Below are 26,333 nucleotides of genomic sequence, written 5' to 3' on the forward strand. Positions count from 1 at the left end.
TAACTTTATTAAGGATAATAAAGTGACAAACCCAAAGGACATCACTGTCGTAGTGCCAGTTTATAACTGTGTGGCATACCTCGCGGAACTACTTGATTCATTACGTAATCAATCTGGCCCATCATTAGAAATTATCGCGGTTAATGATGGGTCGACTGATAGCAGCCTTTCTCTGTTAGAAAACATGGCCCGCCTTGACCCGCGAATAATCATTATTAATCAGCCTAATCAAGGGCTTTCTGTGGCCCGCAACACTGGAATAGCGCGCGCTACCGGAACCTGGATTGCATTTGCTGACGGGGATGACTGGCTCGCTCCCGGTGCTTTATTCACTTGGTTTGAGCAGGCAAAACAGCAGCAACTCGACTTACTGATTGGCAATGGCTATATCTTCAATTTGGATCCGCAGCAACCGACCCGCCGCCCACTGCTGCATAAGCAGCCTTGGGGTCAGGTACTCGGGGGGAATCAGTGGGTTATCCAGAGTGTCGAAAACAATGAATGGCCGCATTATGCTTGGCTACAACTCATTCGCCGTGATTTGCTCCACACTCATCAACTGGCATTCATTCCAAAGATGTTGCATGAAGATATTCTGTGGACAACTCATTTGGCATTAGTGGCCCAGCGTATCGGCTATTGTGCTAAACCCTTTTATGGTTACCGGAAGAATCCTGAGTCAATCACCCACTCCCACGCCCCTCAAGCCTTACTCCACCGTGCTAACAGTTATATGCATATTATCAAAGGATTAGTTGATATAGCCGAGACCTTAGAACCGGCCTTACGCCATGCGCTATTTCGTCATGCTAATCAGGAAAGTCGCCATTTTTTGGGATTAATACGTAAACGGCTACCAGCCTCACCAGCCCGCAGTGCGCTGGCGGCCGAGTTCAGTCATTTGGGATTATGCTCTGCTCTGTTCCGTGGAACTAGCAATCTGCATGAGTTCTGGCGGGCACTACGTTGCACGCTAATTATTAGCGGTTATGCGCGGCAAAAGTATTTATTACCTAAATAGAAACTAAATTAACGCTTATTTTTGTTATTGCTCGGAAGATTTTAATGTTTAATAAGGCATCAAATTATTTCTGGGAAAAAAGCATCAATGCAGCGGATTTTAGTCATTCGGATTGATTTCCTTGGCGATATGATATGCACCACTGCTTTATTACATGCATTGAAACAGCGTTGGCCTTCTGCTGAAATTCATGTTTTAGCCAATAAATATAATCAGGAAGCATTAGCACGTAACCCCGATATCAGCGCTGTTTACACTTACGTTTACAGTAAACAATGTGAACGAAACCAAAAATCTGGCCGAGTTAAGGCCATTTTTGACCGGTTGGCTCTGATTTGGCAATTACGGCGTTTGCGTTTTGATCTGCTGGTTATCCCCAATGGCGGCGTGAGTAAAAATAGTATTCAGTTCGCCAAACAACTGAATGTGGTAGATAGCCGCTGGCATACCGATGCCACAGAGTTTGATGACCGCAATCCGGAGCATGTTGCCAACCGCCCAATACACCATGAGGCACTTTCTGGTTTCGCGCTGCTGCCCGAATTGGGCCCGGTGGATATCAATAAACTCAAGTTATTCCTCTACCCTGATCCACAATTGCAAGCCAAATGGCGGGTAAGATTCGGCGACAGAAACCGGCCGCGTGTCGGGCTGTTTGTCTCTAATAAATCTCCGCAACGGCGTTGGAGTTGGGAAAAGTGGCAACAATTAGCACTGAATCTTAGCGATCAAGCCGATGTCGTGATTTTATATGACCCCTGCGCCCCCCCGAGCGAACAGCAGTTGGCCAGCATAAAAGGCCGCCATGTGTTAACGCCGTCAGTCGATGAGTTTGTTGCTGCGGTGAGCCAATTGGACGTGGTTATTTCCGCCGATAGCGCGCCGGTGCATATTAGCTCAGCATTACAAATACCCGTCGTCGCCTTGTTTGAGTCGCGACCAGAAAAATACCTACGCTGGTATCCACTAACCCGTCATGTTCTGTTGCACGCCGGGCCAGAGATCGAAGATATCAGTGCCGATGCCGTCGAAACTGCCGCCCGCGAGTTATTGAGCCAGATACCCTCAACTCTAACAGCAGAGACGCCAAGGCGAAGGTATACCTCGCCTATCGCAGTTTAAAAGGTGTTAAAGAGATGGCGAAATTTCACCTTTGAGGAAAATGCGGGCATCGCCGGAGATAATGGTGCGATCGCCCGCCAATGTGCAGAAAAGCTCGCCCCCGCGTGCAGATACCTGGTGAGCATGCAGTGATGCCCGGCCCAATCTCGCCACCCAATACGGCATTAAAGTACAGTGGGCAGACCCTGTCACCGGATCTTCATTGCTGCCAAGGGTAAAGTAGCGCGAGACAAAATCCACCTGATCCCCCGGCGCAGTGACAATCACCCCACGGCCAGTAAAAGCAATCAGTGCCGCAATATCCGGCTGCAACTGGCGCACCTGTTGCTCATTCTCCAGCACCACCAGCAGCGATTTTGCCTGCCACAGTTGCCTAATTTCAGCACCCAGTAGGGTTACCAACTCGGCCGAAACCACGATTTGCTCGGGCGGCAATGACGGGAAATTCAGCGATAATCGGCCAAAACTATCGGCGGTGCGCTTCACATGTAAATCACCGCTGGCGCTGCGAAAACAGATATCTTGCAAACCGGGATTCACGCGACTGAAAATCACGTGTGCCGCCGCTAAAGTACCGTGGCCACATAAATCGACTTCGCGTTCTGGTGTGAACCAACGGATCGCCAATTTATCCCCTTCATCCCAGACAAAGCTGGTTTCTGGCAAATTAATTTCAGCGGCAATACGTTGCATCTGCTCTGCCGACAGCGGTTTTTTCAACAAATACACCCCGGCCGGGTTACCGGAAAGCCCTACGCCGACAAAAGCATCAACGTGAAAATAGTTATAATCCATCAATTAGCTCCGGTGATTCATTAATGCCAGATCAACAATACACAGGCCGCCGTCAGCAACCCCATCGAGATATTAAAGGTAAACCAGGCACGGCGACTGCTTAGTAAGCGGCCAATCAAAGTCCCAAAACCCAGCCAAATAATACCGGCCACCAGATTCACCATAAACATGCCAAAGCTTATCATGACGATGGAATGGTTATATTGAGCACCAGCCAGGCTAAAACTGGCTACCGACCCTAATCCCATCAGCCAGGCTTTTGGATTAAGAAACTGTAATAACCAGCCTTGATACAAACGCAGTGGTTTTGGCGGCACCAGATTGGTTTCTAATTTTTCATAGGCCGAAGTGGCAACTTTCCATGCCAGCCACAGCAGATAAAGGCTTCCCAAAACTTTCAGTATGAAGTGAATGGAAGGGTAGACCAAAATCAAGCCGCCCACGCCAAATGCCACCATCAGCAGCATGCTTTGCATACCTAACATAATGCCAAGCATCAACCAGATAGAGCGCCTAAAGCCAAAATTGGCGCCAGCGGAGGTCAATAACATATTATTCGGGCCAGGGGTAATAGCAGCAACCCAAAGAAAACCCACCATTGAAAGAAATAAACTCAGTTCCATGAGACGGGTGCCTCCCACCCAAAATGATGCGCAATATACCCATGAAGCTAACAGTGTGCTATTGATCACACAAGAGCAACAACATGATTTCCATTCATCATATGCATGAAACATTCCGTCCACTGGCCGGTGCCAGTAACCCACACTTACAGACGCTGCTGCCACGGCTGGTCAGGCGGCGGGTACAATTGCAGCCTTTTTGGCAACGGCTAGAATTGCCCGATGGCGATTTCATTGATCTCGCCTGGAGTGAAAATCCTGAGCTGGCGCGCGATAAGCCCAGGTTAGTGTTATTCCACGGTCTGGAAGGAAACTTTTACAGCCCCTATGCCCACGGTTTGTTACACGCCGCTCAAGCTAAAGGGTGGCTGGGTGTGGTGATGCATTTTCGCGGATGCAGTGGCGAGCCAAATCGCAAGTCGCGCATTTATCACTCTGGTGAAACTGAAGATGCCCGCTTTTTTCTGCGCTGGTTACCCGAAAACTATGGCCAAGTGCCCACCGCCGCCGTCGGTATCTCTTTGGGTGGCAATATGCTGGCGATGTATTTAGCTGAACAAGGGCAAAACAGCCGGTTACAAGCCGCTGTCGTGGTTTCTGCGCCCTTAATGCTGGAACCTTGCGCGGATCGTATGGAACAAGGTTTTTCCCGCGTTTATCAGCGCTATTTACTGAACCAGCTCAAGTTAAATGCCACCCGGAAACTGTTGCATTACCCCGACAGCCTGCCTTTGAGTCTGGCTCAATTGAAAGGACTGCGGCGAATCAGAGATTTTGATGATGTCATTACAGCTAAAATACATGGCTTTAATGATGCAGTGGATTACTATCGTCGCTGTAGCGCCCTGCCGCTATTGCCGCAGATTACAACTCCGTTGCTTATCATTCATGCCAAAGATGATCCTTTCATGACTGCCGAGGTTATTCCGGATCTCCGCGCCTTGCCGGGCAATATTGCTTATCAGCTCACTGAGCATGGCGGCCATGTGGGTTTTGTCGGCGGCAGTTTAAAGCAACCAAAAATGTGGCTGGAACAACGAATTCCAACCTGGCTTTCCCCTTATCTGGAGCAGCAGTAATGATTATCCCCTGGCAACAAATCGACAGTGAAACACTGGATAATTTGCTTGAGACTTTTGTACTACGTGAAGGCACTGATTATGGTGAACATGAGCGCTCGCTGGCGCAAAAAGTCGAGGATGTCCGCCGTCAATTGGTGACGGGTGAGGCGGTGCTGGTGTGGTCTGAGTTACATGAAACTATCAATATTATGCCCCGTGGTGCCTTGCGCGCGGGTGCTGAAGAGTCGCTATAACTCTCGTCTTATCACCGCAGGTTTTGTGTAAAATCAGAGTGACAAGCGGGACTCTTTGCCCTAAAAATAACCATCGGCGAAAAAACAGGCCATTACCGGCTGTTTATCGTGGCTCTCTACCCAATAGATTTCAAGTTGCAGTAGGCAGCAACCTAATCAACCTAACATACTGATATAAATAAAATAGTTAGGTTAGCCATGCAGCCAATACCCCAGCATCTTGAAAGATGACGGGCATAACCCCGCGGAGTTACAGCTACTATGTCAATTAAACATCCGGTTATTGCCGTGACCGGCTCCAGTGGTGCCGGGACGACCACCACCAGTCTGGCGTTTCGCAAAATTTTTCAGCAATTAAATATTCGTGCCGCGCAAATTGAAGGTGACAGTTTTCATCGCTATACCCGCCCAGAAATGGATGCAGCCATTCGTAAGGCCCGGGATCAAGGGCGGCATATTAGCTATTTTGGCCCTGAAGCCAATGACTTTGGTCAGTTAGAGGACAGCGTGTCGCAATACGGCGCGCACGGCACTGGCAGTTCCCGTAAATATTTGCATACCTATGATGAGGCGGTGCCTTATAACCTTATTCCGGGCACCTTCACGCCGTGGGAGGCGCTGCCAGAACCTACCGACGTCCTGTTTTATGAAGGATTGCACGGCGGGGTCGTGACTGAACATCATGATGTGGCAAAACATGTGGATTTACTGGTCGGCGTGGTGCCAATCGTCAATCTGGAGTGGATTCAGAAATTAGTGCGGGATACCGGCGAGCGCGGTCATTCTCGTGAAGCTGTGATGGACTCCGTGGTGCGCTCCATGGATGATTACATTAATTACATTACCCCCCAGTTCTCCCGCACCCATATAAATTTCCAGCGCGTGCCAACTGTCGATACCTCCAACCCCTTCGCTGCCAAAGCTATTCCATCTTTGGATGAAAGTTTTGTTGTCATTCACTTCAGGGGCTTAGATCAGATTGATTTCCCTTACTTACTGGCAATGTTGCAAGGGTCATTTATATCGAATATCAATACGTTGGTGGTGCCGGGTGGGAAAATGGGGCTGGCAATGGAGTTGATTATGGCCCCATTAGTGCAACAGTTACTGGAAGGCAAAAAGATTGGTTAACTTAAGCTGACCCCAGCTACAGGTAGGCAACAGCGCCTCCTGTAGCTTCAAACATCATGCGGTTAACTACACAATGTCTTTGATTTCAAAACTGTGGGTGATGGTCGCCGCCTTACCCAACATCAAAGACACCGAGCAATATTTCTCTGCTGACAACTCAACCGCCCGCTCAACCGTTTTATCGGTTAGCCCTTTGCCGCTGACAATAAAGTGCAGGTTGATTTGCGTAAACAAACGCGGGGCTTCTTCCCGGCGCTGAGAGGTCAATGTCACTTCGCAATCGCGCACATCATTGCGCCCTTTTTGCAAAATAGAAACGACATCAATGGCACTACAGCCACCGGCCGACATTAACAACATTTCCATTGGGCTAGGCGCTTTATCTCCAGAGTTCCCATCCATCAAAATCTGGTGACCTGATGCCGATTCACCCAAAAATGTTAGCCCCTCAACCCACTTTACACGTGCCTGCATAACTCACTCTCCCGGTTAAATTTATCACTCCAGACTACCCTTTCATTTACAAACTCGCAATGTAACCAGATGTTCATCATGCTGAAGCGATACAACACAAGACACTGGCCTCATCCTGTGCTACAAACAGAACCGAAAGTATTGCTTCTGGAATTAAATAGGGTAGCTTCTCAATACTCAGTGAAGGGTTTCTATCCGGTACGTATCTTGGTTATACCTTTCGGCAGTTGAGCAAATTAATATGCTAAGAGAAAGTGTATTTTATAAGCACGCCGCGCAGGGAACTCTGAGCCCTGTTAAGTTAGGCAGCGATAACAACAGAGGATAACAGCGAATGGTTCTCGGCAAGCCACAAACAGACCCGACTCTTGAATGGTTCCTGTCTCATTGCCATATCCACAAATATCCATCAAAAAGTACGCTTATTCACCAAGGTGAAAAGGCCGAAACGCTTTACTACATCGTGAAAGGCTCCGTTGCGGTGCTTATCAAAGATGAAGAAGGTAAAGAGATGATTCTTTCCTATTTAAACCAGGGAGATTTCATCGGTGAGCTTGGATTATTTGAAGAAGGCCAAGAACGCAGTGCTTGGGTAAGAGCAAAAACTGCCTGTGAAGTGGCTGAAATTTCTTACAAAAAATTCCGTCAGTTGATCCAGGTAAATCCAGATATCTTGATGCGCCTGTCTTCACAAATGGCGAATCGCTTACAAATCACATCAGAGAAAGTGGGTAACCTCGCCTTCCTTGACGTGACTGGGCGCATTGCACAAACACTGCTTAATCTGGCAAAACAACCTGATGCCATGACCCACCCAGATGGGATGCAGATTAAAATTACCCGCCAGGAAATTGGTCAAATAGTTGGCTGTTCCCGCGAAACTGTGGGGCGGATACTAAAAATGCTGGAAGATCAAAATCTGATCTCCGCACACGGTAAGACGATTGTCGTTTACGGCACCCGTTAATCCCACATCAACCGGTGCTGATAATCTCAGCACCGGTTTTCTTTATCTACGCAATTAATAAATTTCTGGGGCCGACATGAAATGGCAACGGTTGATTTATCATCCTGAAGTTAATTATGCCCTGCGGCAAACCCTTGTTCTCTGTATACCTGCGGCATTGGGCTTTGCTTTTGGCGATTTGCGGCTGGGGTTGATGTTTTCCCTGATACCCGCCTGTTGTAATATCGCGTCGCTAGATACCCCGCACCAACATTTTTTCCGGCGTCTGATTATTGGCGGCGCACTCTTTACACTGAGCAGCTTCTTAACCCAACAGTTGTTACTGTGGGAGATTCCATTACCTTGGATAATGCTGGGGCTGGCGCTGACACTCGGTGTCACCGGATCTATCAGCCAGCTCAATGGCCGCATGTTACCCGCCGCCATGATCGCGGCTATTTTTAGCCTCAGCATGGTAGGCCGAGCCCCTATTTGGCAAGCACCCTTGATGTGTGCGGTCGGCACCCTCTGGTACGGCGTATTTACCTGGCTATGGTTCCGGCTATGTAAAGACCAACCGATCCGCGAGCCTTTGAGCCAGCTTTATCATTTACTGGCAAATTATTGCGATACTGAATTCCGTTTATTTATTCACAATCCTGAGCCAGAAAAATCATTGCCGCAGATGCTCGACCGTCAGCAAGGGATAATGGATAAAATTAACCAACTTTATCAACAATTTAACCTTCTCCCTAACACGCCAAAAAAAGAGCAAAAACGGCTATTGAGCTTGTTTCAGATGGCGCTCGATTTACAAGAGCACATCACGGCGGCGCTGAATCAGCCAGATAAAATGCAAGAGTTAATTGAGCAAAGCCCAATAGAGGATGTTCTTGACCGCAATATGCAGGCTATCTCAGCTCAAATGCGCACTATTGCTGATGATATTCTCTATCACCACCATGCGATGGAACATTTCAGCACCAGTGATGCTCTGATAGAACTGAAAAATATCGCCCAGCAGCACCCTAATAACTCGGTGGCGCAATTCTGTTATTACCATATCAGCAATATTAGCCAGCTCCTCAGTGAACGGCGTCCGCAATATGACCGCGACTTGATGTCCAGCCAACTATATCAGCCTTTCTGGCCAGCGCTTGTCAGCTATTTATCTTTTAAATCCATTGCATTGCGGGATTCAGCTCGGATAGGGGTAACTCTGGCAGCAGGCAGTTATATCGGCAGTTTGATCCACTTGCCAAAACCTTATTGGATCTTACTCACCGTGATGTTAGTGACGCAAAACGGCTATAACGCCACCAAAATTCGCATCCATCACCGCGCCCTTGGCACCCTCATTGGGCTGATATTGGCAGCTGGCTTATTACATTTGCAGATGTCTGAAGGGATTACATTGAGCATCATGTTGCTCATCACCCTGCTTTCTTATCTGGTGCAACGCAAAAACTATGGGTTAGCGGTCATCGGCAGAACCATCACTGCGGTTTATATCTTGCAATTATTGACCGGAGAAGGCGCTGACTTCTTAGTCCCGCGGCTGCTTGATACCTTGATAGGCTGTGCTTTGGCTTTTGCCAGCACCTTATGGCTGTGGCCTCAGTGGCAAAGCGGTTTACTGCGTAAAAATGCGCATCAGGCGCTGGAGAATGACCAGAAAATCCTAAGGCTCCTGCTGACACCTCACCCAGATATTACCCAGTTGGAATATGAGCGCATTCATGTGAATAAGGCCAGCAATGCTGTTCTGAACTCACTGAATCAAGCCATGCAAGAGCCGGGATTTAACTCGAAATACTTGGCTGATATGCGGCTATGGGCAACCCACAGCGAGCTTATTGTCGGGCATATCAACGAGATGACCATCCTGACGCGCGAACATCCGTTAACAGAATCGCCCCCGACGTCCAAAGATAATCATCCTCACCTGAGCATTACAATCGCGCAGAAATATTTACAGCTATGTGAGATGGCGATTCAGCAATGCCAACAACGGCTGGAATCAGATAACAGTGAGGGAAATAACGATTTTGTGCAAATGCCGGACATCTCTGCTGACACACAACTATCTGAAATAGAAAGAAATACACGGCGTATTTTATCGCATCTCAATGTGATGCATACCGTGTCATCCTTGGCCTGGCAGCAGCAACCACACCACGGTATTTGGCGGCGGAAGTTGCGGGCTAAGGCCTAAAAAGAAAAGAGAGGCCCAGAGCCTCTCTTTTTTACTGTGCTTTGCTGCTAAACAACCAGACTGGCAATGGCCGCATCCAAACGCGCCATTCCTTGCTTGATATCTTCTAATTCAACCACCAGCGAGGGGGCTAAACGCAACACATCTGGCCCTGCATTGAGGATCATTACACCATTCGCTGCCGCCACCGTCAGGAACTCCCGCGCCCGCCCACGGTATTGCGGCGATAATTCTGCGCCAATCAATAACCCCATGCCGCGAATATCACTGAAAACTGAATACTTATTATTGATAGCTTGCAGAGCCTGCACAAACAGGCCGTGGCGCTGTTCAATGCCATCAAGTACCTCAGGGGTGTTAATGACATCCAAAGCCGCCTCTGCGACCGCACAGGCCAAAGGATTACCACCATAAGTGGTGCCATGAGTTCCCACCGCCATCACCGACGCAATTTCTTCCGTCGTCAGCATGGCACTGATAGGGAACCCGCCCCCCAAGGCTTTTGCCGTGGTGAGGATATCCGGCGTCACACCATAATGCATATAGGTAAACAGTTTGCCGCTGCGACCCATCCCACTTTGGACTTCATCAAAGACCAACAGCGCTTTATGCTGAGAACAAAGCTCGCGCACGCCTTGCAGAAATTCTGGTGTGGCGGCAGTAATGCCCCCTTCGCCTTGAATTGGCTCCAAGACCACCGCACAAGTGTGGTCATCCATTACCGCTTTCACTGCTGCCAAATCATTAAATGGCACGTGGATAATATCGGCAGGTTTTGGGCCAAATCCATCTGAGTACTTTGGTTGCCCACCGACTGAAACAGTAAACAGGGTGCGACCATGAAATGCATGGTGGAAAGCAATAATTTTGGTTTTATAGGGGCTATGGCGCTCAATGGCGTAATGGCGGGCAAGCTTAAAAGCGGCCTCATTTGCCTCAGCCCCCGAGTTGGCAAAGAACACCCGGTCAGCAAAGGTGGCGGCAATCAGTTTTTGTGCCAACCGCAGTGCCGGTTCGTTGGTGAATACGTTACTGGTATGCCATAACGTTTCCCCTTGCTGATGCAAAGCTGCCACCAGCGCCGGATGACAGTGGCCCAGTGCAGTTACCGCAATACCACCTGCAAAATCAATGTATTCCTTGCCTTGTTGGTCCCAGACGCGGCTGCCTTTCCCTTTAACCGGAATAAACTGCGCTGGTGCATAAACAGGCAAAATAACCTGATCAAATGTACTGCGATTTACTGCTAACTTATCTGCCATTGCGCTGCCCACCCTAAGAAACCATTAAACTGCCGATTACTGGAATGTGAAAATATAATCACAAAATATGCATAAAAAATCACAATCAGGCAAACAAAAAAATCATTTAATTAATGTGTTTGGTTCAACGCTCTAATTTTTAAGAAAATTATCTAATAACTGATGGCCTTGTTCGCTGAGAATGCTCTCTGGGTGGAACTGCACACCTTCAAGGGGCAGTGTTCGATGGCGAATCCCCATAATCTCATCCACCACACCCTCTTGTTCTGTCCATGCCGTCAGTTCAAAGCATTCTGGCAATGAATCGGGCGCAATCACCAGAGAGTGATAGCGGGTAACCGTCAGTGGCTGGTTAAGCCCCCGGAAAACCCCCTGCCCGTTATGACAAATCGCCGTGGTTTTGCCGTGCATCACTTGCCGCGCCCGTACAATTCGCGCACCAAAAGACTGCCCCAGAGCTTGATGCCCCAGACAAACACCCAATATGGGCAATTTATCGGCAAAATGCTGGATAGCCGCTAAAGAAATCCCGGCCTCGTTAGGTGTGCAAGGGCCGGGAGAAATGACCAGATGGGAAGGTGATAATTTTTCAATATCAGACAGTTGTATTTCATCATTACGTTTCACTACCACCTGTGCGCCCAGCTCACAAAAATACTGGTACAGGTTGTAGGTAAATGAATCGTAATTATCAATCAGTAACAGCATTTCATATCCAAAATCAGGTTAACGCTTGCGCCCACCGGTAATTGAACCCAGAACACCGCGCAAAATTTGTCGACCCAAATCGCGCGCCATACTTTTGGCCGCAGTCTGGACGATACCATCTCGTTTTCCACCACGCGGGCCGGTAGAGCCAAACAGCAAATCATTCAGCCCATCCATCAAACCACCGCCTTGACTGGCAGGTTGCTGAGGGGTGGCCGCTTCACCTGCTGCCGCGTCGCCCATCGTGCTAAATCTGCCGGAGGATAATTTCTCATACGCAGATTCACGATCCACACTCTCTTCGTAGCGGCCATACAGCGGCGAATGATTGATGGCGTGATTACGTGCCGCCACATCCAGTGCGCCCATTTTGGATTGCGGGGCAATCACCATCCCGCGCTCAACCACATTCGGCCGCCCTTTCTCATCAAGAAAAGAAATAAGTGCCTCGCCAACGGCCAGCTCGGTAATCACCTGCTCGGCACTGAAGGCCGGGTTGGCTCGCATTGTTTGCGCCGCCGCTTTAACTGCTTTTTGATCCCGTGGAGTAAAGGCGCGCAGGGCATGCTGCACCCGATTACCCAATTGCCCCAGGATTTTATCCGGGATATCCAGCGGGTTTTGTGTCACGAAATAGATGCCAACCCCTTTTGAACGAATCAGCCGCACCACTTGCTCGACTTTATCCACCAGCGCGGTCGGTGCATCAGCAAACAACAAATGGGCCTCGTCAAAGAAAAAGACCAGTTTAGGTTTATCCACATCGCCCACTTCCGGCAATTGCTCGAAAAGTTCTGACAGGAGCCACAGCAAGAAAACCGCATAGAGTTTGGGTTGGTTGATCAAGCTATCCGCCGCCAGCAGATTAATAACCCCCTGCCCATCACTGTCGGTTTGCATTAAATCATGAATATCCAGCATGGGTTCGCCAAAGAACTGATTGGCACCCTGCTCTTCCAGGGTCAGCAACCCGCGCTGGATAGCCCCAATCGACGCCGGCGTAATATTGCCGTATTGCGTGCGGAATTGTTTGGCATTGTCGCCCACGAATTGCACGATGGCGCGCAAGTCTTTCATGTCCAGCAACAGCAGGCCATTGTCGTCTGCTATCTTAAACACCAATTGCAGCACGCCGCTTTGCACCTCATTGAGATCAAGCAGACGCCCCAGCAATAGTGGGCCGAGGTCAGAAATGGTGGCCCGGATCGGGTGGCCTTTTTCAGCAAAAATATCCCAAGGGATAATCGGGCAAGCTTGGGGTTGCCAATCGGTGACACCTATTGCCGCCAGCCGTGCCAGCAGTTTTTCTGACTCAACACCTTCAGCACCAATACCGGATAAATCGCCTTTTACATCAGCCAAAAACACGGGCACACCAATGCGCGAGAATTGCTCCGCCATTTTTTGTAAGGTGACAGTTTTACCTGTACCGGTTGCCCCAGTAATCAGCCCGTGGCGGTTCGCCAATGCCGATAAAATCGCTAAATCCTGTGTCGGCGGTACTTTCGCGATAAGCAATGTTTCACTCATAAACCTTACCCCAGCTGAGTCAGATAATTGATTATAAGCAACCTATTCGGGCAGGCGAGTGAATTTATAGCGGGGGGAGGGAATATTTACCCAAAGTCATTGGCGTTGCAGCTCGCCAGCAAGTGAACTTATCCGATGAGCTTACTTAACTGAGTCATTCGGGTAAGTGGGTGCAGCTAACACCCCTGCAACGTCAAGGACAGCGGGTAATTTAAGGTAAAACTTTCGCGGACAAGATGGTGATCGGCTTAACAGGCACATTCTGATACGGGCCAACATTTTCGGTCTGAACTTGAGAGATTTTCTCTACTACATCCATACCCTTAACCACTTTACCAAACACGGCATAACCAAAGTCGCGTTGACCGTGGTCGAGGAAAGCATTGTCTGCCACATTCAGGAAGAACTGGCTGGTGGCGCTGTCTTTATCTGCGGTACGGGCCATTGAAATCGTGCCGCGCAAGTTGCGCAAGCCATTATCCGCTTCATTTTTGATTGGCGTTTTAGCGGTTTTCTGTTTGAAATCAGCAGTAAATCCCCCGCCCTGAACCATAAAGCCAGGGATGACGCGGTGGAAAATAGTGTTGTTGTAGTAGCCGTCATTAACATAATCAACGAAATTCTGTGTTGAAATGGGTGCCTTCTGGCTATTGAGTTCTAACTCAATATTCCCAGCCGACGTTGTTAACAAAACATGAGGTTCACCGGCAGCTAAAGCAGCGGGCACCACGGCGCTAAGGGAACAAAGGGTGATGAAGGTCACTAAAGTACGTTTGAACATTAACGGTTCCTTTCTGTGGGATGCGAACAACGGAAAAGCGCTTTGATTCTAGAGAGCTGACCTGTGCAATGCCACCAATTTACCGATTTTTACGTAACAGAATGCACATTCTTGCTAAAAAACCGCGTCACCGGCAGATAAAGTGGGTTAGAGGAGAAAGGTGCCCAATGGGCCGCAGCGGCCAAAGCGCCTCTCTGTGCAACTGCCCTGACGGGCACGAAATTGCCACTGAAAACGTCAGTTTTTCATTCACCTCTGTGGTTATTCCTTCGCCAATTTAAACTATGCAGCCAATCCCTGACAACAGTGAAATTCTGCAACCGAGATCACGTCTTGCTGATTCTTTTACCCTCTTCCTGCCATTTTTGGGAGAACCATCTCATTTTGTTTTTGCTGAATCGCTAGTCTGCTTCCAAATGAGAGCGCTCTCATTTCTAATTTACCCATTTGGAGGCCCAAGATGAAAACCTTTAAAATTGCCATTATTGGCGGTGGCAGTAGCTATACCCCAGAGCTGGTGGATGGATTAATCCAGCGTATTGATGAGTTACCGGTCACTGAACTGGCGCTGGTTGATGTCGAGTTGGGCCGCCAGAAAGTAGAAATTATTGCGGCATTGACCCGAAGAATGCTGGATCGCCACGGACTGGAACAAGTGAAGGTCAGTGTTCATTTCTCACTCGAGACAGCTATCACCGGTGCCAGCTTTGTTCTGACGCAATTTCGTGTCGGCCAACTTCCGGCACGGGCAGCCGATGAGCGCCTGGGGCTGAAATACCATCTGCTCGGTCAGGAAACCACCGGAGTCGGGGGCTTTGCCAAAGCGCTACGCACTATTCCAGTGATGTTGGATATTGCCGCGAAAGTCGAAAAACTGGCCCCAGACGCCTGGATAATTAACTTCACCAATCCGGCCGGCATTGTCACCGAGGCCGTCACTCGCTATAGCAAAGCGAAAATTATTGGCCTGTGTAATGTCCCTATCAGCATGCATCATATGATTGCGAATTTGCTGCATGCACCTTATGAAGATATCCAGCTGCGCTTTGCCGGACTCAATCATATGGTATGGGTGCACGAAGTTTTACAACAGGGTAAAGATGTCACTGCGGATGTGCTCAATATGTTGTGCGACGGCGCTTCGCTGACCATGAACAATATTAAAGAAGCACCTTGGCCACCAGAATTCCTGCGCGCAATGGGGGCGATCCCTTGTCCATATCATCGCTATTTTTATCAGACACAAGATATGTTGGCTGAAGAAATGGCCGCCGCCGCCGAACGTGGCACCCGAGCCGAGCAAGTGATGCAGGTGGAAAAAGAGCTGTTTGACCTGTACGCTGACCCCCATCTGGATAGCAAACCAGAGCAACTCAGTTTCCGTGGCGGATCATTTTATTCTGAAGTTGCACTGGAACTTATTCGTTCAATTCATAATAATTTAGGTACACAACTTGTTGTGAATACCACAAACCGTGGGGCAATCCGCGGCTTGTCGGATAGTTCAGTGGTAGAAACCAACTGTATTGTTGATGCGAAAGGTGCTCATCCACTCACTTTTGGCCCTTTACCGGTGGCAATGCACGGGCTAACTCAGCAGGTAAAAGCCTATGAAAGGCTAACCATTGAAGCTGCGGTGCACGGAGATCGTCGGAGTGCTTTGTTGGCTTTAGTGACCAACCCGCTGATTGCTAATGCCAGTATTGCGCAACCGCTGCTGGAAGAAGTTCTTCAGGTAAATAAGCCTTACTTGCCTCAGTTCACAGATCTGTGATGGTAAATTAATTATTGTGGCGACCTTTGTTTTTAGGGTCGCCTATTATTGGGAGCTGCAAATGGTAACACTGGAAGACGTCGCGGTATTAGCCGGGGTTTCCCGCGCTACGGTATCCCGCGTGGTCAACGGTGATACCAATGTAAAATCCGTGACCCGCGAGAAAGTCGCACAAGCCGTCGCAGTATTGGGATACAGCCCAAATCCGGCTGCGCGCGCGCTGGCCTCCAGTCAAAGTAATACCTTGGGATTGGTTACCACCTCATATCGAGGCGGATTTTTTGGTGCGCTGATGGATTTTGTGCAAACCGAAGCTGAATCTCAGGGCAAACAGCTATTGGTCACTCAGGGGCGGGATAACGCAGATAAAGAATGGCAAGCTATTCAGCGCCTGTATAACTTACGCTGCGATGGTTTAATTTTGCATGTCCGTTTTCTCAGTGATGAAAAATTGCGCCAGCTCGCGGCAGCAGGTAAATCATTCGTGTTATTGGACAGGTTGGTTCCCGGTTTAGAAGCCCGCTGCGTCTCTTTTGATCATCGCCATGCCAGTCAAATAGCAACTCAAGTACTTATTGATGCGGGCCATCGCCGCATCGCGTGCATCAGTGGCTCTGCGCAACGCCATGCCAGTGGGTTACGCCGTCAGGGTTTTATCGATGCAATGAAAATGGCAGGTTTAGAACCCGTCGCTTGTATGGAAGGGGTTTATGATCTGGAGAGTGGTTATCAGCGCGCCAATGAAATCCTTAGCCAGCCACAACTCCCAACAGCCATTTATTGTTGTAATGAAGAAATGGCTATTGGCGCACTGCTGGCCATCAATAAGCATCACTTGCAGGTGCCGCAGGATATTTCATTGCTGTGCTATGACAGTGGGGAACGCGCCCCTTTTGTGAGCCCGGCATTAACCAGTTTGCATTTTCCTATTGCGGAAATGGCGCAATACGCCACGCAATTACTGATTAACCCGCTCATTCCTACTGCCAATTTCCCGCCAGCCATTATCTTGCGCAATTCGGTGACACCGCCCAAAAATACCCCTTAGCAGCTGACACGCGAGTAAATCCTGGGGCTGTTTATTACCAACTCAGATAAGGCATTGAGGCCTTTTGCGGGCTCTCCACCACCAAACTTGTGACGCATAACCGTTTATCGCCATCAAATTTCATCTATTACATTAAAAATTGAATGTATATCACAAAAACTCACTATGCCTGTGCTAGGATCCGCGACCTCAGTACTGAACTGGTTTTAATCTTTTTTGTACTTGTTCTTACTATTATTGTCTTAATCCTATGCTGACACAGGCCCCATCTATGAATAACAGCAATCGCATTCGACTAACTTGGATCAGTTACTTTTCTTACGCCCTTACTGGTGCGTTAGTTATTGTCACCGGGATGGTGATGGGGAATATCGCAGAGTATTTCAATCTGCCTATTGCCAGTATGAGTAACACATTTACCTTCCTTAATGCCGGCATCTTAATCTCTATTTTCCTTAATGCCTGGTTGATGGAAATCATTCCATTAAAACGTCAATTAGTGTTTGGTTTTATTCTGATGTTAATTGCCATTGCCGGATTGATGGTTGGCCATAATCTATTGGTCTTCTCAATCAGCATGTTCATCCTTGGGGTGGTCAGCGGGATAACAATGTCGATAGGTACCTTCCTGGTTACCCATATGTACGAAGGGCGTCAGCGCGGTTCACGTCTGCTATTTACCGACTCATTCTTCAGTATGGCGGGGATGATTTTCCCGGTGGTCGCGGCAATGCTATTGGCTCGCCACATTGAATGGTACTGGGTTTATGCTTGTATCGGCCTGCTGTATCTCGGCATTTTTGTGCTGACACTGTATTCTGAGTTTCCGGTGCTGGGCCATAAAGCCACCGACCAAAGCAAACCTGTCGCGAAAGAAAAATGGGGCGTCGGCGTGCTGTTCCTGGCAATTGCCGCACTGTGCTATATCCTCGGCCAGCTTGGTTTCATCCAATGGGTTCCTGAATACGCGACCAAAAATTTCAACATGGATATCAGCCAGGCGGGCCAATTGGTCAGTAATTTCTGGATCTCTTACATGATTGGGATGTGGGTATTCAGCTTTATCCTGCGCTTCTTTGATTTGCAGCGCATCGTGACCATACTGGCAGCGCTGGCAACTTTGGCGATGTATATGTTTGTCAGCACGAATAACCCTGAACACCTGAGCTACTACATTCTGGCTTTAGGTTTTGTCTCCAGCGCCATTTACACCACCCTGATTACCCTGGGTTCGCTGCAAACCAAGGTGTCTTCGCCAAAACTGGTGAACTTCATTCTGACCTGCGGCACTGTCGGCACCATGCTGACCTTCGTGGTGACCGGCCCGATTGTGGCGAACAGTGGTGTTCATGCCGCGCTGGCAACAGCAAACGGCTTGTACCTGGTGGTCTTTGTGATGTGCCTGATTCTGGGCTTCTTCACCAAGCACCGCAGCCACGGTCATGTAACTCACTGATTTAGCTGTTTTACTGCCCTGCCACTCTTTGGGTGCAGGGCAGTTCCCGCCTTATTTAAAGTTGATAACTTCCTCTTGCCCTAAATAAATCCGGCTCTCTGCGGGCTGCGTCTTGGCGATGACCACGCCACGGCGGATAGAATACTGCACCGGCACCTGACGCCGAACCGCATCAAAACCATTTTCGGCGGGTAAAATAATCAGGTTAGCGCTATTACCCGGCTGCAAACCATAATCCGATAAATTCAATGTTCTGGCACTATGAGTGGTTATCAAATTCAGCCCATCATTGATTTGGCTATATCCCATCAGTTGGCAGATATGTAATCCCATATGCAATACCTGCAACATATTCGCCGTGCCCAGCGGATACCACGGGTCAAACACATCGTCATGGCCGAAACAGACATTAATGTCTGCTGCCAGCATCTCTTTCACCCGCGTGATGCCGCGCCGCTTCGGATAAGTATCAAAACGCCCTTGCAGATGAATATTCACCAAAGGATTGGCCACAAAATTAATACCGGACATTTTCAACAGGCGGAATAACCGCGAGGTATATGCGCCATTATAGGAATGCATTGCCGTGGTGTGGCTGGCAGTCACCCGCGCGCCCATGTTCTCCCGGTGTGCCAATGCCGCTACAGTTTCGACAAAACGGGACTGCTCATCATCAATTTCATCGCAATGAACATCCACCAGCCGCTGATATTTCTGCGCCAATGCAAAAGCAATATGTAGCGATTCGATGCCATATTCGCGGGTAAATTCAAAGTGAGGAATAGCACCAACCACATCAGCGCCCAGCCGTAGCGCCTCTTCCAACAGGGCCGCCCCCTGTGGATAGGACAAAATCCCTTCTTGTGGGAAGGCGACAATTTGCATCTCCACCCACGGGCTCACTTCTTCTTTGACTTCCAGCATTGCGCTTAAAGCTGTCAAACTGGGGTCAGAAACATCGACATGGGTACGAACATGCTGGATCCCATTGGCTATTTGCCATTTCAGTGTTTGCCATGCGCGCTGTTTAACATCTTCACGGGTCAGCTGTGCTTTGCGCTCAGCCCAACACTCAATGCCCTCAAACAAAGTACCGGACTGGTTCCAGCGGGGCTGCCCGGCGGTTTGAGTGGTATCCAAATGAATATGTGGCTCAATAAAAGGCGGCAATGCCAACCCACCCTGAGCATCCAGTACACCCGCGCCAGTGGCGGCTTGCTCCGGTTGAGGCGCAATCGCGGTGATTTTGCCCTCGGCAATGGCGAGCTGCCACAGCCCTGCTTGCCCGGCAAGCCGCACATTATTGATAGTGTTTAATAAATGATTTGCTAAAGATTGCCCTGCCATTGACGCCTCCAATATTCATTACCGCTTTTCTTTAGCTTACCCGACCGGCCGCCCTGCGCCCGATTTTCTTTTCATCCACGGCATTTTTCTTTTAAGAAAAAAAATCACCAAAACTGAAACCATTCAGCTAAAGATGAATGAAATCCGCGACTTATCAAAAAACGTTAAAAATCAGCAATCTACCACCTTAGAGGTATATGAGAAGCTAATTGATTTACATCAAGAAACGCGCGGTGCGGAAGATTAAGGTGAGGGTAGAAAATTAAAAATCGAGGCAAAAATGAGCAAAGTCAAACTTGCCATCATCGGCAACGGTATGGTCGGCCACCGCTTTATTGAAGACTTACTGGATAAAGCAGATAAAGACCAATTTGAGATAACCGTTTTTTGCGAAGAACCTCGCATTGCTTATGACCGGGTACATCTTTCATCTTACTTCTCCCACCATACTGCCGAAGAACTGTCACTGGTTCGCGAAGGCTTTTATGAAAAACACGGTGTGAAAGTGTTGGTAGGCGAACGCGCCATTACCATCAACCGCACTGAAAAAGTGATTCATTCCAACAGCGGCAGAACCCTATATTACGACAAGCTGATTATGGCGACCGGTTCTTACCCGTGGATCCCGCCCATTAAAGGCAGCGAAGGGCAAGATTGCTTTGTTTATCGCACCATTGAAGACTTGAATGCCATTGAAGCTTGCACCCGCCGCAGTAAACGTGGCGCGGTCATTGGCGGTGGGCTGTTAGGATTAGAAGCCGCCGGCGCACTGAAAAGCCTGGGTGTTGAAACCCATGTCATTGAATTTGCTCCTGTCTTAATGGCAGAGCAACTTGACCCAATGGGCGGTGACCAACTGCGCCAGAAGATTGAGCGCATGGGTGTGAAAGTCCATACCGGCAAAAATACCCAAGAAATTGTGCACTCGGGCCAAAATAGCCGCAAAACCATGCTGTTTGCTGATGATACCCAGCTAGAAGTCGATTTTATCGTCTTCTCCACCGGGATCCGCCCGCAAGATAAATTGGCACATCAATGCGGTTTAGCCACAGCACGCCGTGGTGGTATTGCTATCAATGATTATTGCCAAACCTCCGACCCGGATGTGTACGCCATTGGCGAATGCGCCTCTTGGCAAGAGCGCACTTTCGGGCTAGTCGCCCCGGGTTACAAAATGGCGCAGGTGACGGCTGACCATTTACTGGGCCGCGAGAATGCATTCCGTGGGGCAGATATGAGTGCCAAACTCAAACTGCTTGGTGTCGATGTGGGCGGTATTGGTGATGCCCACGGCCGCACCGAAGGCGCACGCAGTTATGTTTATCTGGATGAAAGCAAAGAGGTTTACAAGCGTTTGGTGGTCAGTGCCGACAACAAAACCTTGCTGGGAGCCGTGCTGGTGGGTGATACCAGCGATTACGGCAATTTGCTGCAACTGGCACTGAACGCTATCCCATTACCAGAAAATCCAGACAGCCTGATTTTACCTGCCCATGCGGGCAGCAAACCGGCAATGGGGGTTGACTCCCTGCCAGATACCGCGCAAATCTGTTCTTGTTTTGATGTCACCAAAGGCGACATTATTCAAGCTATAGGTCAGGGCTGCCATACTGTCGCGGCGCTTAAATCAGCCACGAAAGCCGGCACAGGTTGCGGCGGCTGCATCCCATTGGTTACCCAGGTTTTAAATGCCGAACTCAGCAAGCAAGGCATTGAAGTTAATCATCATTTATGCGAACACTTTGCTTATTCTCGCCAAGAACTGTATCACCTGATTCGTGTTGAAGGGATTAAAAGCTTCGATGCTTTACTGGCAAAATACGGCAAAGGCTATGGTTGTGAAGTGTGCAAACCCACGGTCGGCTCACTGCTCGCCTCCTGCTGGAATGACTATATATTAGCGCCGCAACACACGCCGTTGCAGGACACCAATGACAATTTCCTCGGCAATATCCAAAAAGACGGCACTTACTCGGTTATCCCGCGCTCACCGGGCGGGGAAATCACGCCAGATGGCCTGTTAGCTATAGGTCGCATTGCTAAACAATATAATTTGTATACCAAACTGACCGGCTCTCAGCGGGTGGGGATGTTTGGCGCACAAAAAGATGACCTGCCAGCTATCTGGGCACAATTGATTGAAGCGGGCTTTGAGACCGGGCACGCCTATGCCAAAGCGCTGCGGATGGCGAAAACCTGTGTCGGCAGCACCTGGTGCCGCTATGGTGTCGGCGACAGTGTTGGTTTTGGTGTCGCGCTGGAACACCGCTACAAAGGGATCCGGACACCGCACAAAATGAAATTTGGTGTCTCTGGTTGCACCCGTGAATGTTCTGAAGCTCAGGGCAAAGATGTCGGGATTATTGCCACCGAAAACGGCTGGAACCTGTATGTCTGCGGGAATGGTGGAATGAAACCACGTCATGCCGACTTACTGGCTGCGGATCTGGATGAAGAGACGCTGATGCGCTATCTCGACCGCTTTATGATGCTCTATATCCGCACCGCCGATAAGCTGCAACGCACATCCGTGTGGCTGGAAAGTCTGGAAGGCGGCATTGACTACCTGCGCGCCGTGATCCTTGACGACAAACTGGGTATCAATGACCAGCTCGAAACTGATATTGCCCGCCTGCGCGACAAAGTCACCTGTGAATGGAAAGCTACCGTCGAGAACCCAGCGGCACAAGTTCGTTTCGCCCACTTTATCAACAGCCCACTGCGCGACCCCAATGTGCAAGTGGTGAGTGAACGTGAACAACATCGCCCGGCCCGCCCGGATGAGCGCATTCCTGTTCGGGTGCTGGAACTGGAGGATAACCTATGAGTCAGTGGACCCCACTTTGCCCATTAAATGACATTTTACCCGGCAGCGGCGTCTGTGGTTTGGTTGGCGAGCATCAGGTTGCGGTTTTCCGCCCTTATGCTGATGAGCAGGTTTTTGCCATCAGCAATATCGACCCCTTTGCGCAGGCCAGTGTACTGTCGCGCGGATTAATTGCTGAGCATCAAGGTGATTTATGGGTTGCCAGCCCACTGAAAAAACAGCATTTCCGGTTACATGATGGCCTGTGCATGGAAGATGACACGCGCTCAGTGGCCCATTATGACGCCCGAGTCCGGGACGGCATGGTGCAAGTTAAAGTCTGATATATAACAAGAAAATACGATAAAAACGGATTTATACAACATAACCTTCAGCCATCTCCAAAGATATTGGCGTTGCAGCAAGGCAGCAAACGAGCTCATCCCGATGAGCTGACCCAAGTCAGTGATTCGGGTGAGTGAGAGCCGCTAACACAGTTGCAGCGACAAGAGCGAAGGAGATTTAGGATAAAAAATGTATAGCGACACCATCAACAAATGCGCGGCCAATGCGGCGCGAATCGTCAAACTGGCTAAAGAAAGCCCGCTGGGCTTTTGGATTGGTTCGGCGATGGCCGGTGCTTATGTCGGCCTCGGTATTATTTTGATTTTCACACTGGGTAATTTGATTGACCCGGCTTATCGCCCATTAGTGATGGGGGCAACTTTTGGCCTGGCATTGACGTTGGTGATTATTGCCGGTTCTGAACTTTTTACCGGCCATACCATGTTTCTGACCTTTGGTGTCAAAGCTGGCACCATCAAATCTAGCCAAATGTGGGCGGTATTACCGCAAACTTGGTTGGGAAATCTGGTGGGTTCAGTGTTTGTTGCCCTGCTCTATTACTATGGCGGCGGCAATTTGTTGTCGGTGGATACCAGCTTGGTACACACCGCAGCACTGGCAAAAACCTCGGCACCCGCTATGACCTTATTCTTCAAAGGTGTATTATGTAACTGGCTGGTTTGTTTGGCAATCTGGATGGCAATTCGTGTCGAAGGCGCAGCAAAATTCATTGCCATCTGGTGGTGTTTACTGGCCTTTATTGCCTCTGGTTATGAGCATTCCGTGGCAAACATGACTTTGTTCGCCCTGTCTTGGTTTGGTCATCACAGTGAGGCGTACACCCTGAGCGGCATCGGCCACAACCTGTTGTGGGTCACTCTGGGTAATACCCTGTCAGGCGCAGTCTTTATGGGTCTGGGTTACTGGTATGCCACACCACGGGAGCAGCGCCCACAGCCTGCGGCAATCGACGCGCCACAAACAGTAAAAGAGTCACTGTGATTTAACGGTGAAATGAAGGGGGAATTGCACCCCGAGGAGCCGTCGCCCCTTCAATCACTGAAGCCAAATTCACCACTGCCAACCCAACACTGAAGGATTGCCGATGGACTACTTCCCGATTTTCTGCCAATTGCAACACAAAGCCTGCCTACTGGTCGGTGGCGGTGAAGTTGCCGAGCGCAAAGCCCGCCTGCTGCTGGATGCGGGCGCGGCTGTCACTGTCAATGCGTGCGATTTTACCCCTCAGTTTCACGATTGGGCGGAGGAAGGGCGGCTTTCATTGGTCAGCGGTGAGTTTGTGCCAGAACTCTTGGCAGAAAAATGGCTGGTCATCGCCGCCACCGATCAGATGGCAGTCAATGCATTAGTTTATCAAAGCGCCAATCAGCAGCGGGTATTTTGTAATGTGGTTGACGACCCGAAGCGCACCAGTTTTATTATGCCGTCAATTATTGACCGCTCCCCTATCATGATAGCCATTTCTTCCGGCGGCAAAGCCCCGGTATTGGCTCGATTATTGCGGGAAAAACTCGAGGCAATTTTGCCACAACACTTGGGGCAACTGGCACAATTGGCAGGTAATTTACGCCAACGGGTAAAAACACATTTTTCTGCCATGACCGATCGCCGCCGCTTTTGGGAAAAACTACTGACCCATGACCGCCTGGCGCAATCACTGGCGAATGAAGATAACGTCAACGTCGAGCAGCATATTGAGCAACTGTTCAATGCGCCACTTTCCTCTCGTGGTGAAGTGGTATTAGTCGGGGCTGGGCCGGGTGATGCCGGTTTACTGACATTGAAAGGTTTACAACAAATTCAGCAAGCTGATGTGGTGGTATACGACCGCCTGGTCTCCGATGAAGTTATGAATCTGGTACGGCGCGATGCGGAGCGCATTTTTGTTGGCAAAGAATCCGGCCGCCACAGTGTCCCGCAAGACCAAATCAATCAGATATTGTTGCAGCAAGCACAGATGGGAAAACGGGTCGTGCGCTTGAAAGGTGGCGATCCATTTATTTTTGGTCGTGGCGGCGAAGAACTGGAAACATTAGCCGAATACAATATTCCGTTTTCAGTGGTGCCAGGAATAACTGCGGCGTCGGGCTGCTCCGCTTACAGCGGCATTCCCCTCACCCACCGAGATCATGCTCAGAGTGTCAGGCTGATTACCGGTCATGCCAAGAAAGACAGTCAGTTGGATTGGGCTAATTTAGCAGCAGAAAAACAAACGCTGGTGTTCTATATGGGGCTATCGCAGGCAGGAGAAATCCAGCAACAACTGATAAAGCACCATATGCCAGCCACAACACCGGTGGCACTGGTCGAAAATGGTACCTCGCGACATCAGCGAGTGGTTAGCGGCGAACTCAGTCAGCTAGCATTACTGTCCCAGCAAGTTACCAGCCCTAGCTTGATTATTGTTGGTAGCGTGGTCAGTTTACGTGAAAAATTGAATTGGTTTTCCAGCGCCGAACATGGCAAAGCTGGCGTAAAAATACAGGCTGAAAGAGTGGGTTAAGCCGATTTGATACTGAAAGAATTGATAGCGAAGGGGGAAATCCCCCTTCGAATAACGAATTGATTTACTTATGGATGAGCAACAAAACCAATAGCTTCGTATACTTTCGCCAATGTTTCCTGGGCACGACTACGCGCCTTGGCAGCACCTTCACGCATCACTTCCTGCAAGAAAACCTCGTCATTACGGAACCCATTATAGCGGTCTTGTAACTCAGTCAGCATGCCAGAAACGGCTTCGGCCACTGCGCCCTTCAAGTGGCCGTACATCTGGCCTGCAAACTGTGCTTCCAGTTCAGGAATAGACTGCCCCGTGACGCCAGCCAAAATATCCAGCAGGTTAGAAACACCGGCTTTCTTCTCGGTGTCATAGCGGATAACTGCGGGTTCGTCAGAATCTGTCATCGCGCGTTTGATTTTTTTCACAACGGATTTTGGATCTTCCAATAGTTCGATGACGTTACTGCGGTTGTCATCAGATTTAGACATTTTTTTGGTTGGATCTTGCAATGACATCACCCGCGCACCGGCTTTAGGAATAAACGGCTCAGGGATTTTAAAGATGTCGCCATACAGATTATTAAAGCGGCCAGCAATGTCGCGGCTCAGTTCCAGATGTTGCTTCTGGTCTTCGCCCACCGGCACTTGGTTGGTCTGATACAGCAGAATATCGGCCGCCATCAATACCGGATAATCAAATAAACCGGCGTTAATATTTTCAGCATAGCGGGCTGACTTATCTTTGAACTGAGTCATGCGGCTCAGTTCACCAAAATAGGTATAGCAGTTCAGCGCCCAGCTCAGCTGCGTATGTTCTGGCACATGGGATTGAACAAAAATGGTGCTTTTCTTCGGATCAATACCGCAGGCCAAATACAGCGCCAAGGTATCCAGAGTGCGCTTTCTTAACAGTGCCGGATCCTGACGCGCGGTAATGGCATGCAGGTCAACAATGCAATAGATGCAATCATAATCATCTTGCATCTGTACCCACTGACGCAACGCACCCATGTAATTGCCAATCGTCAATTCGCCAGAGGGCTGCGCGCCGCTAAATACGATAGGTTTTATTGCGTTATCGGAGATAGTTGGTTCAGTGGGTTTACTCATT

23 protein-coding genes are annotated in these 26,333 nt (G+C 49.3%); 14 read left to right on the forward strand and 9 right to left on the reverse strand.

Features of this window, described 5'->3' with window-relative positions; genetic code table 11:
- The first annotated feature begins 22 nt into the window (after positions 1-22).
- Together YROHD0001_RS09035 and YROHD0001_RS09030 are read left to right on the forward strand one after the other, a co-directional pair.
- Positions 23-1,021 carry a glycosyltransferase gene (locus YROHD0001_RS09035; protein WP_032816928.1) on the forward strand — a complete coding sequence of 333 codons (999 nt, stop codon included), beginning with the start codon at positions 23-25 and terminating at the stop codon, positions 1,019-1,021.
- Between the two features lie 87 nt (positions 1,022-1,108).
- Positions 1,109-2,143 carry a glycosyltransferase family 9 protein gene (locus tag YROHD0001_RS09030; RefSeq protein ID WP_004714670.1) on the forward strand — a complete coding sequence of 345 codons (1,035 nt, stop codon included), beginning with the start codon at positions 1,109-1,111 and terminating at the stop codon, positions 2,141-2,143.
- A 6-nt stretch (positions 2,144-2,149) separates the two neighbouring features.
- Here the strand turns inward: YROHD0001_RS09030 and YROHD0001_RS09025 are convergent, their stop codons facing one another.
- Both YROHD0001_RS09025 and YROHD0001_RS09020 read right to left on the reverse strand, forming a co-directional pair.
- Complete coding sequence (locus tag YROHD0001_RS09025; protein WP_004714671.1) at positions 2,150-2,938, reverse strand: PhzF family phenazine biosynthesis protein; 789 nt, start codon at positions 2,936-2,938, stop codon at positions 2,150-2,152.
- Between the two features lie 20 nt (positions 2,939-2,958).
- Positions 2,959-3,561 (reverse strand): LysE family translocator, encoded by a 603-nt coding sequence (locus tag YROHD0001_RS09020; protein ID WP_004714672.1) that lies wholly within the window; start codon positions 3,559-3,561, stop codon positions 2,959-2,961.
- A 101-nt stretch (positions 3,562-3,662) separates the two neighbouring features.
- Here YROHD0001_RS09020 and YROHD0001_RS09015 point away from each other — a divergent pair, with 101 nt between their 5' ends.
- The 3 genes from YROHD0001_RS09015 to YROHD0001_RS09010 all read left to right on the forward strand — a co-directional run bounded on the left by YROHD0001_RS09015 (position 3,663) and on the right by YROHD0001_RS09010 (position 6,007).
- Entirely contained in the window at positions 3,663-4,640 is a 978-nt protein-coding gene (locus YROHD0001_RS09015) for a hydrolase (RefSeq protein WP_032816931.1), read from the forward strand.
- Positions 4,640-4,876, forward strand: a complete 237-nt coding sequence (locus YROHD0001_RS0117895) for a YheU family protein (protein WP_032816897.1) — start codon at positions 4,640-4,642, stop codon at positions 4,874-4,876. The genes YROHD0001_RS09015 and YROHD0001_RS0117895 overlap by 1 nt, the downstream gene beginning before the upstream one ends.
- Positions 4,877-5,137: 261 nt before the next feature.
- Positions 5,138-6,007, forward strand: a complete 870-nt coding sequence (locus YROHD0001_RS09010; protein ID WP_004714674.1) for a phosphoribulokinase — start codon at positions 5,138-5,140, stop codon at positions 6,005-6,007.
- Positions 6,008-6,073: 66 nt separating this feature from the next.
- Here YROHD0001_RS09010 and YROHD0001_RS09005 read toward each other — a convergent pair whose 3' ends face one another.
- Entirely contained in the window at positions 6,074-6,481 is a 408-nt protein-coding gene (locus tag YROHD0001_RS09005) for an OsmC family protein (protein WP_004714675.1), read from the reverse strand.
- A gap of 334 nt (positions 6,482-6,815) precedes the next feature.
- Between YROHD0001_RS09005 and crp the strand changes: the two genes are divergently transcribed.
- Positions 6,816-7,448 carry a cAMP-activated global transcriptional regulator CRP gene (gene crp / locus YROHD0001_RS09000; protein WP_002212297.1) on the forward strand — a complete coding sequence of 211 codons (633 nt, stop codon included), beginning with the start codon at positions 6,816-6,818 and terminating at the stop codon, positions 7,446-7,448.
- Between the two features lie 76 nt (positions 7,449-7,524).
- Positions 7,525-9,642: a YccS/YhfK family putative transporter gene (locus YROHD0001_RS08995; RefSeq protein WP_004714676.1), complete on the forward strand. Its 2,118-nt coding sequence runs from the start codon at positions 7,525-7,527 to the stop codon at positions 9,640-9,642.
- Positions 9,643-9,689: 47 nt separating this feature from the next.
- Here YROHD0001_RS08995 and argD read toward each other — a convergent pair whose 3' ends face one another.
- From argD to ppiA, 4 genes are all read right to left on the reverse strand, one after another.
- Entirely contained in the window at positions 9,690-10,904 is a 1,215-nt protein-coding gene (argD, locus tag YROHD0001_RS08990; protein WP_032816899.1) for a bifunctional acetylornithine/succinyldiaminopimelate transaminase, read from the reverse strand.
- Between the two features lie 132 nt (positions 10,905-11,036).
- Positions 11,037-11,612 (reverse strand): aminodeoxychorismate synthase component II, encoded by a 576-nt coding sequence (locus tag YROHD0001_RS08985; RefSeq protein ID WP_004714678.1) that lies wholly within the window; start codon positions 11,610-11,612, stop codon positions 11,037-11,039.
- An 18-nt stretch (positions 11,613-11,630) separates the two neighbouring features.
- Positions 11,631-13,142, reverse strand: a complete 1,512-nt coding sequence (locus YROHD0001_RS08980; protein WP_004714679.1) for a helicase HerA-like domain-containing protein — start codon at positions 13,140-13,142, stop codon at positions 11,631-11,633.
- Between the two features lie 211 nt (positions 13,143-13,353).
- The gene (gene ppiA, locus YROHD0001_RS08975) at positions 13,354-13,923 is read right to left on the reverse strand and encodes a peptidylprolyl isomerase A (protein WP_004714680.1); all 570 of its coding nucleotides are present in this window, start codon (positions 13,921-13,923) and stop codon (positions 13,354-13,356) included.
- 460 nt (positions 13,924-14,383) lie between these two features.
- Here ppiA and YROHD0001_RS08970 point away from each other — a divergent pair, with 460 nt between their 5' ends.
- The 3 genes from YROHD0001_RS08970 (at position 14,384) to tsgA (ending at position 18,201) form a co-directional block, all read left to right on the forward strand.
- Entirely contained in the window at positions 14,384-15,697 is a 1,314-nt protein-coding gene (locus YROHD0001_RS08970) for a 6-phospho-beta-glucosidase (RefSeq protein WP_004714682.1), read from the forward strand.
- A gap of 61 nt (positions 15,698-15,758) precedes the next feature.
- On the forward strand, positions 15,759-16,745 hold the full coding sequence (locus YROHD0001_RS08965; RefSeq protein ID WP_004714684.1) for a LacI family DNA-binding transcriptional regulator: 987 nt from the start codon (positions 15,759-15,761) through the stop codon (positions 16,743-16,745).
- Positions 16,746-17,016: 271 nt separating this feature from the next.
- Positions 17,017-18,201: an MFS transporter TsgA gene (tsgA, locus tag YROHD0001_RS08960; RefSeq protein ID WP_032816900.1), complete on the forward strand. Its 1,185-nt coding sequence runs from the start codon at positions 17,017-17,019 to the stop codon at positions 18,199-18,201.
- A 51-nt stretch (positions 18,202-18,252) separates the two neighbouring features.
- On the opposite strand, the gene YROHD0001_RS08955 is transcribed toward tsgA, so the two are convergent.
- Positions 18,253-19,548 carry a cytosine deaminase gene (locus YROHD0001_RS08955; protein WP_004714687.1) on the reverse strand — a complete coding sequence of 432 codons (1,296 nt, stop codon included), beginning with the start codon at positions 19,546-19,548 and terminating at the stop codon, positions 18,253-18,255.
- Between the two features lie 280 nt (positions 19,549-19,828).
- On the opposite strand from YROHD0001_RS08955, the gene nirB reads away from it, so the two are divergent.
- The 4 genes from nirB (at position 19,829) to cysG (ending at position 25,223) form a co-directional block, all read left to right on the forward strand.
- On the forward strand, positions 19,829-22,375 hold the full coding sequence (gene nirB, locus YROHD0001_RS08950; protein WP_004714690.1) for a nitrite reductase large subunit NirB: 2,547 nt from the start codon (positions 19,829-19,831) through the stop codon (positions 22,373-22,375).
- Positions 22,372-22,698 (forward strand): nitrite reductase small subunit NirD, encoded by a 327-nt coding sequence (gene nirD / locus YROHD0001_RS08945; protein WP_032816901.1) that lies wholly within the window; start codon positions 22,372-22,374, stop codon positions 22,696-22,698. Before nirB ends, nirD begins: the two co-directional genes overlap by 4 nt.
- A gap of 190 nt (positions 22,699-22,888) precedes the next feature.
- A complete protein-coding gene (gene nirC, locus YROHD0001_RS08940) occupies positions 22,889-23,701 on the forward strand; it encodes a nitrite transporter NirC (RefSeq protein ID WP_004714692.1) in 813 nt (270 codons plus the stop codon).
- 103 nt (positions 23,702-23,804) lie between these two features.
- Entirely contained in the window at positions 23,805-25,223 is a 1,419-nt protein-coding gene (gene cysG, locus YROHD0001_RS08935; RefSeq protein ID WP_004714693.1) for a siroheme synthase CysG, read from the forward strand.
- Positions 25,224-25,291: 68 nt separating this feature from the next.
- Here the strand turns inward: cysG and trpS are convergent, their stop codons facing one another.
- Positions 25,292-26,332 (reverse strand): tryptophan--tRNA ligase, encoded by a 1,041-nt coding sequence (trpS, locus tag YROHD0001_RS08930; protein WP_004714694.1) that lies wholly within the window; start codon positions 26,330-26,332, stop codon positions 25,292-25,294.
- Position 26,333 lies beyond the last annotated feature (1 nt).

Origin of the sequence: Yersinia rohdei ATCC 43380 (genome assembly GCF_000173775.1) — a bacterium.
In the GTDB taxonomy this organism is placed as follows: Bacteria; Pseudomonadota; Gammaproteobacteria; order Enterobacterales; family Enterobacteriaceae; genus Yersinia; species Yersinia rohdei.

Bases quoted from the DNA above. Each gene is read 5' to 3' on its own strand.
- YROHD0001_RS09030 (WP_004714670.1), top strand. From the start codon at position 1,109: ATGCAGCGGATTTTAGTCATTCGGATTGATTTCCTTGGCGATATGATA.
- YROHD0001_RS09025 (WP_004714671.1), bottom strand. From the start codon at position 2,938: ATGGATTATAACTATTTTCACGTTGATGCTTTTGTCGGCGTAGGGCTT.
- YROHD0001_RS09020 (WP_004714672.1), bottom strand. From the start codon at position 3,561: ATGGAACTGAGTTTATTTCTTTCAATGGTGGGTTTTCTTTGGGTTGCT.
- YROHD0001_RS09015 (WP_032816931.1), top strand. From the start codon at position 3,663: ATGCATGAAACATTCCGTCCACTGGCCGGTGCCAGTAACCCACACTTA.
- YROHD0001_RS0117895 (WP_032816897.1), top strand. From the start codon at position 4,640: ATGATTATCCCCTGGCAACAAATCGACAGTGAAACACTGGATAATTTG.
- YROHD0001_RS09010 (WP_004714674.1), top strand. From the start codon at position 5,138: ATGTCAATTAAACATCCGGTTATTGCCGTGACCGGCTCCAGTGGTGCC.
- YROHD0001_RS09005 (WP_004714675.1), bottom strand. From the start codon at position 6,481: ATGCAGGCACGTGTAAAGTGGGTTGAGGGGCTAACATTTTTGGGTGAA.
- crp (WP_002212297.1), top strand. From the start codon at position 6,816: ATGGTTCTCGGCAAGCCACAAACAGACCCGACTCTTGAATGGTTCCTG.
- YROHD0001_RS08995 (WP_004714676.1), top strand. From the start codon at position 7,525: ATGAAATGGCAACGGTTGATTTATCATCCTGAAGTTAATTATGCCCTG.
- argD (WP_032816899.1), bottom strand. From the start codon at position 10,904: ATGGCAGATAAGTTAGCAGTAAATCGCAGTACATTTGATCAGGTTATT.
- YROHD0001_RS08985 (WP_004714678.1), bottom strand. From the start codon at position 11,612: ATGCTGTTACTGATTGATAATTACGATTCATTTACCTACAACCTGTAC.
- YROHD0001_RS08980 (WP_004714679.1), bottom strand. From the start codon at position 13,142: ATGAGTGAAACATTGCTTATCGCGAAAGTACCGCCGACACAGGATTTA.
- ppiA (WP_004714680.1), bottom strand. From the start codon at position 13,923: ATGTTCAAACGTACTTTAGTGACCTTCATCACCCTTTGTTCCCTTAGC.
- YROHD0001_RS08970 (WP_004714682.1), top strand. From the start codon at position 14,384: ATGAAAACCTTTAAAATTGCCATTATTGGCGGTGGCAGTAGCTATACC.
- YROHD0001_RS08965 (WP_004714684.1), top strand. From the start codon at position 15,759: ATGGTAACACTGGAAGACGTCGCGGTATTAGCCGGGGTTTCCCGCGCT.
- tsgA (WP_032816900.1), top strand. From the start codon at position 17,017: ATGAATAACAGCAATCGCATTCGACTAACTTGGATCAGTTACTTTTCT.
- YROHD0001_RS08955 (WP_004714687.1), bottom strand. From the start codon at position 19,548: ATGGCAGGGCAATCTTTAGCAAATCATTTATTAAACACTATCAATAAT.
- nirB (WP_004714690.1), top strand. From the start codon at position 19,829: ATGAGCAAAGTCAAACTTGCCATCATCGGCAACGGTATGGTCGGCCAC.
- nirD (WP_032816901.1), top strand. From the start codon at position 22,372: ATGAGTCAGTGGACCCCACTTTGCCCATTAAATGACATTTTACCCGGC.
- nirC (WP_004714692.1), top strand. From the start codon at position 22,889: ATGTATAGCGACACCATCAACAAATGCGCGGCCAATGCGGCGCGAATC.
- cysG (WP_004714693.1), top strand. From the start codon at position 23,805: ATGGACTACTTCCCGATTTTCTGCCAATTGCAACACAAAGCCTGCCTA.
- trpS (WP_004714694.1), bottom strand. From the start codon at position 26,332: ATGAGTAAACCCACTGAACCAACTATCTCCGATAACGCAATAAAACCT.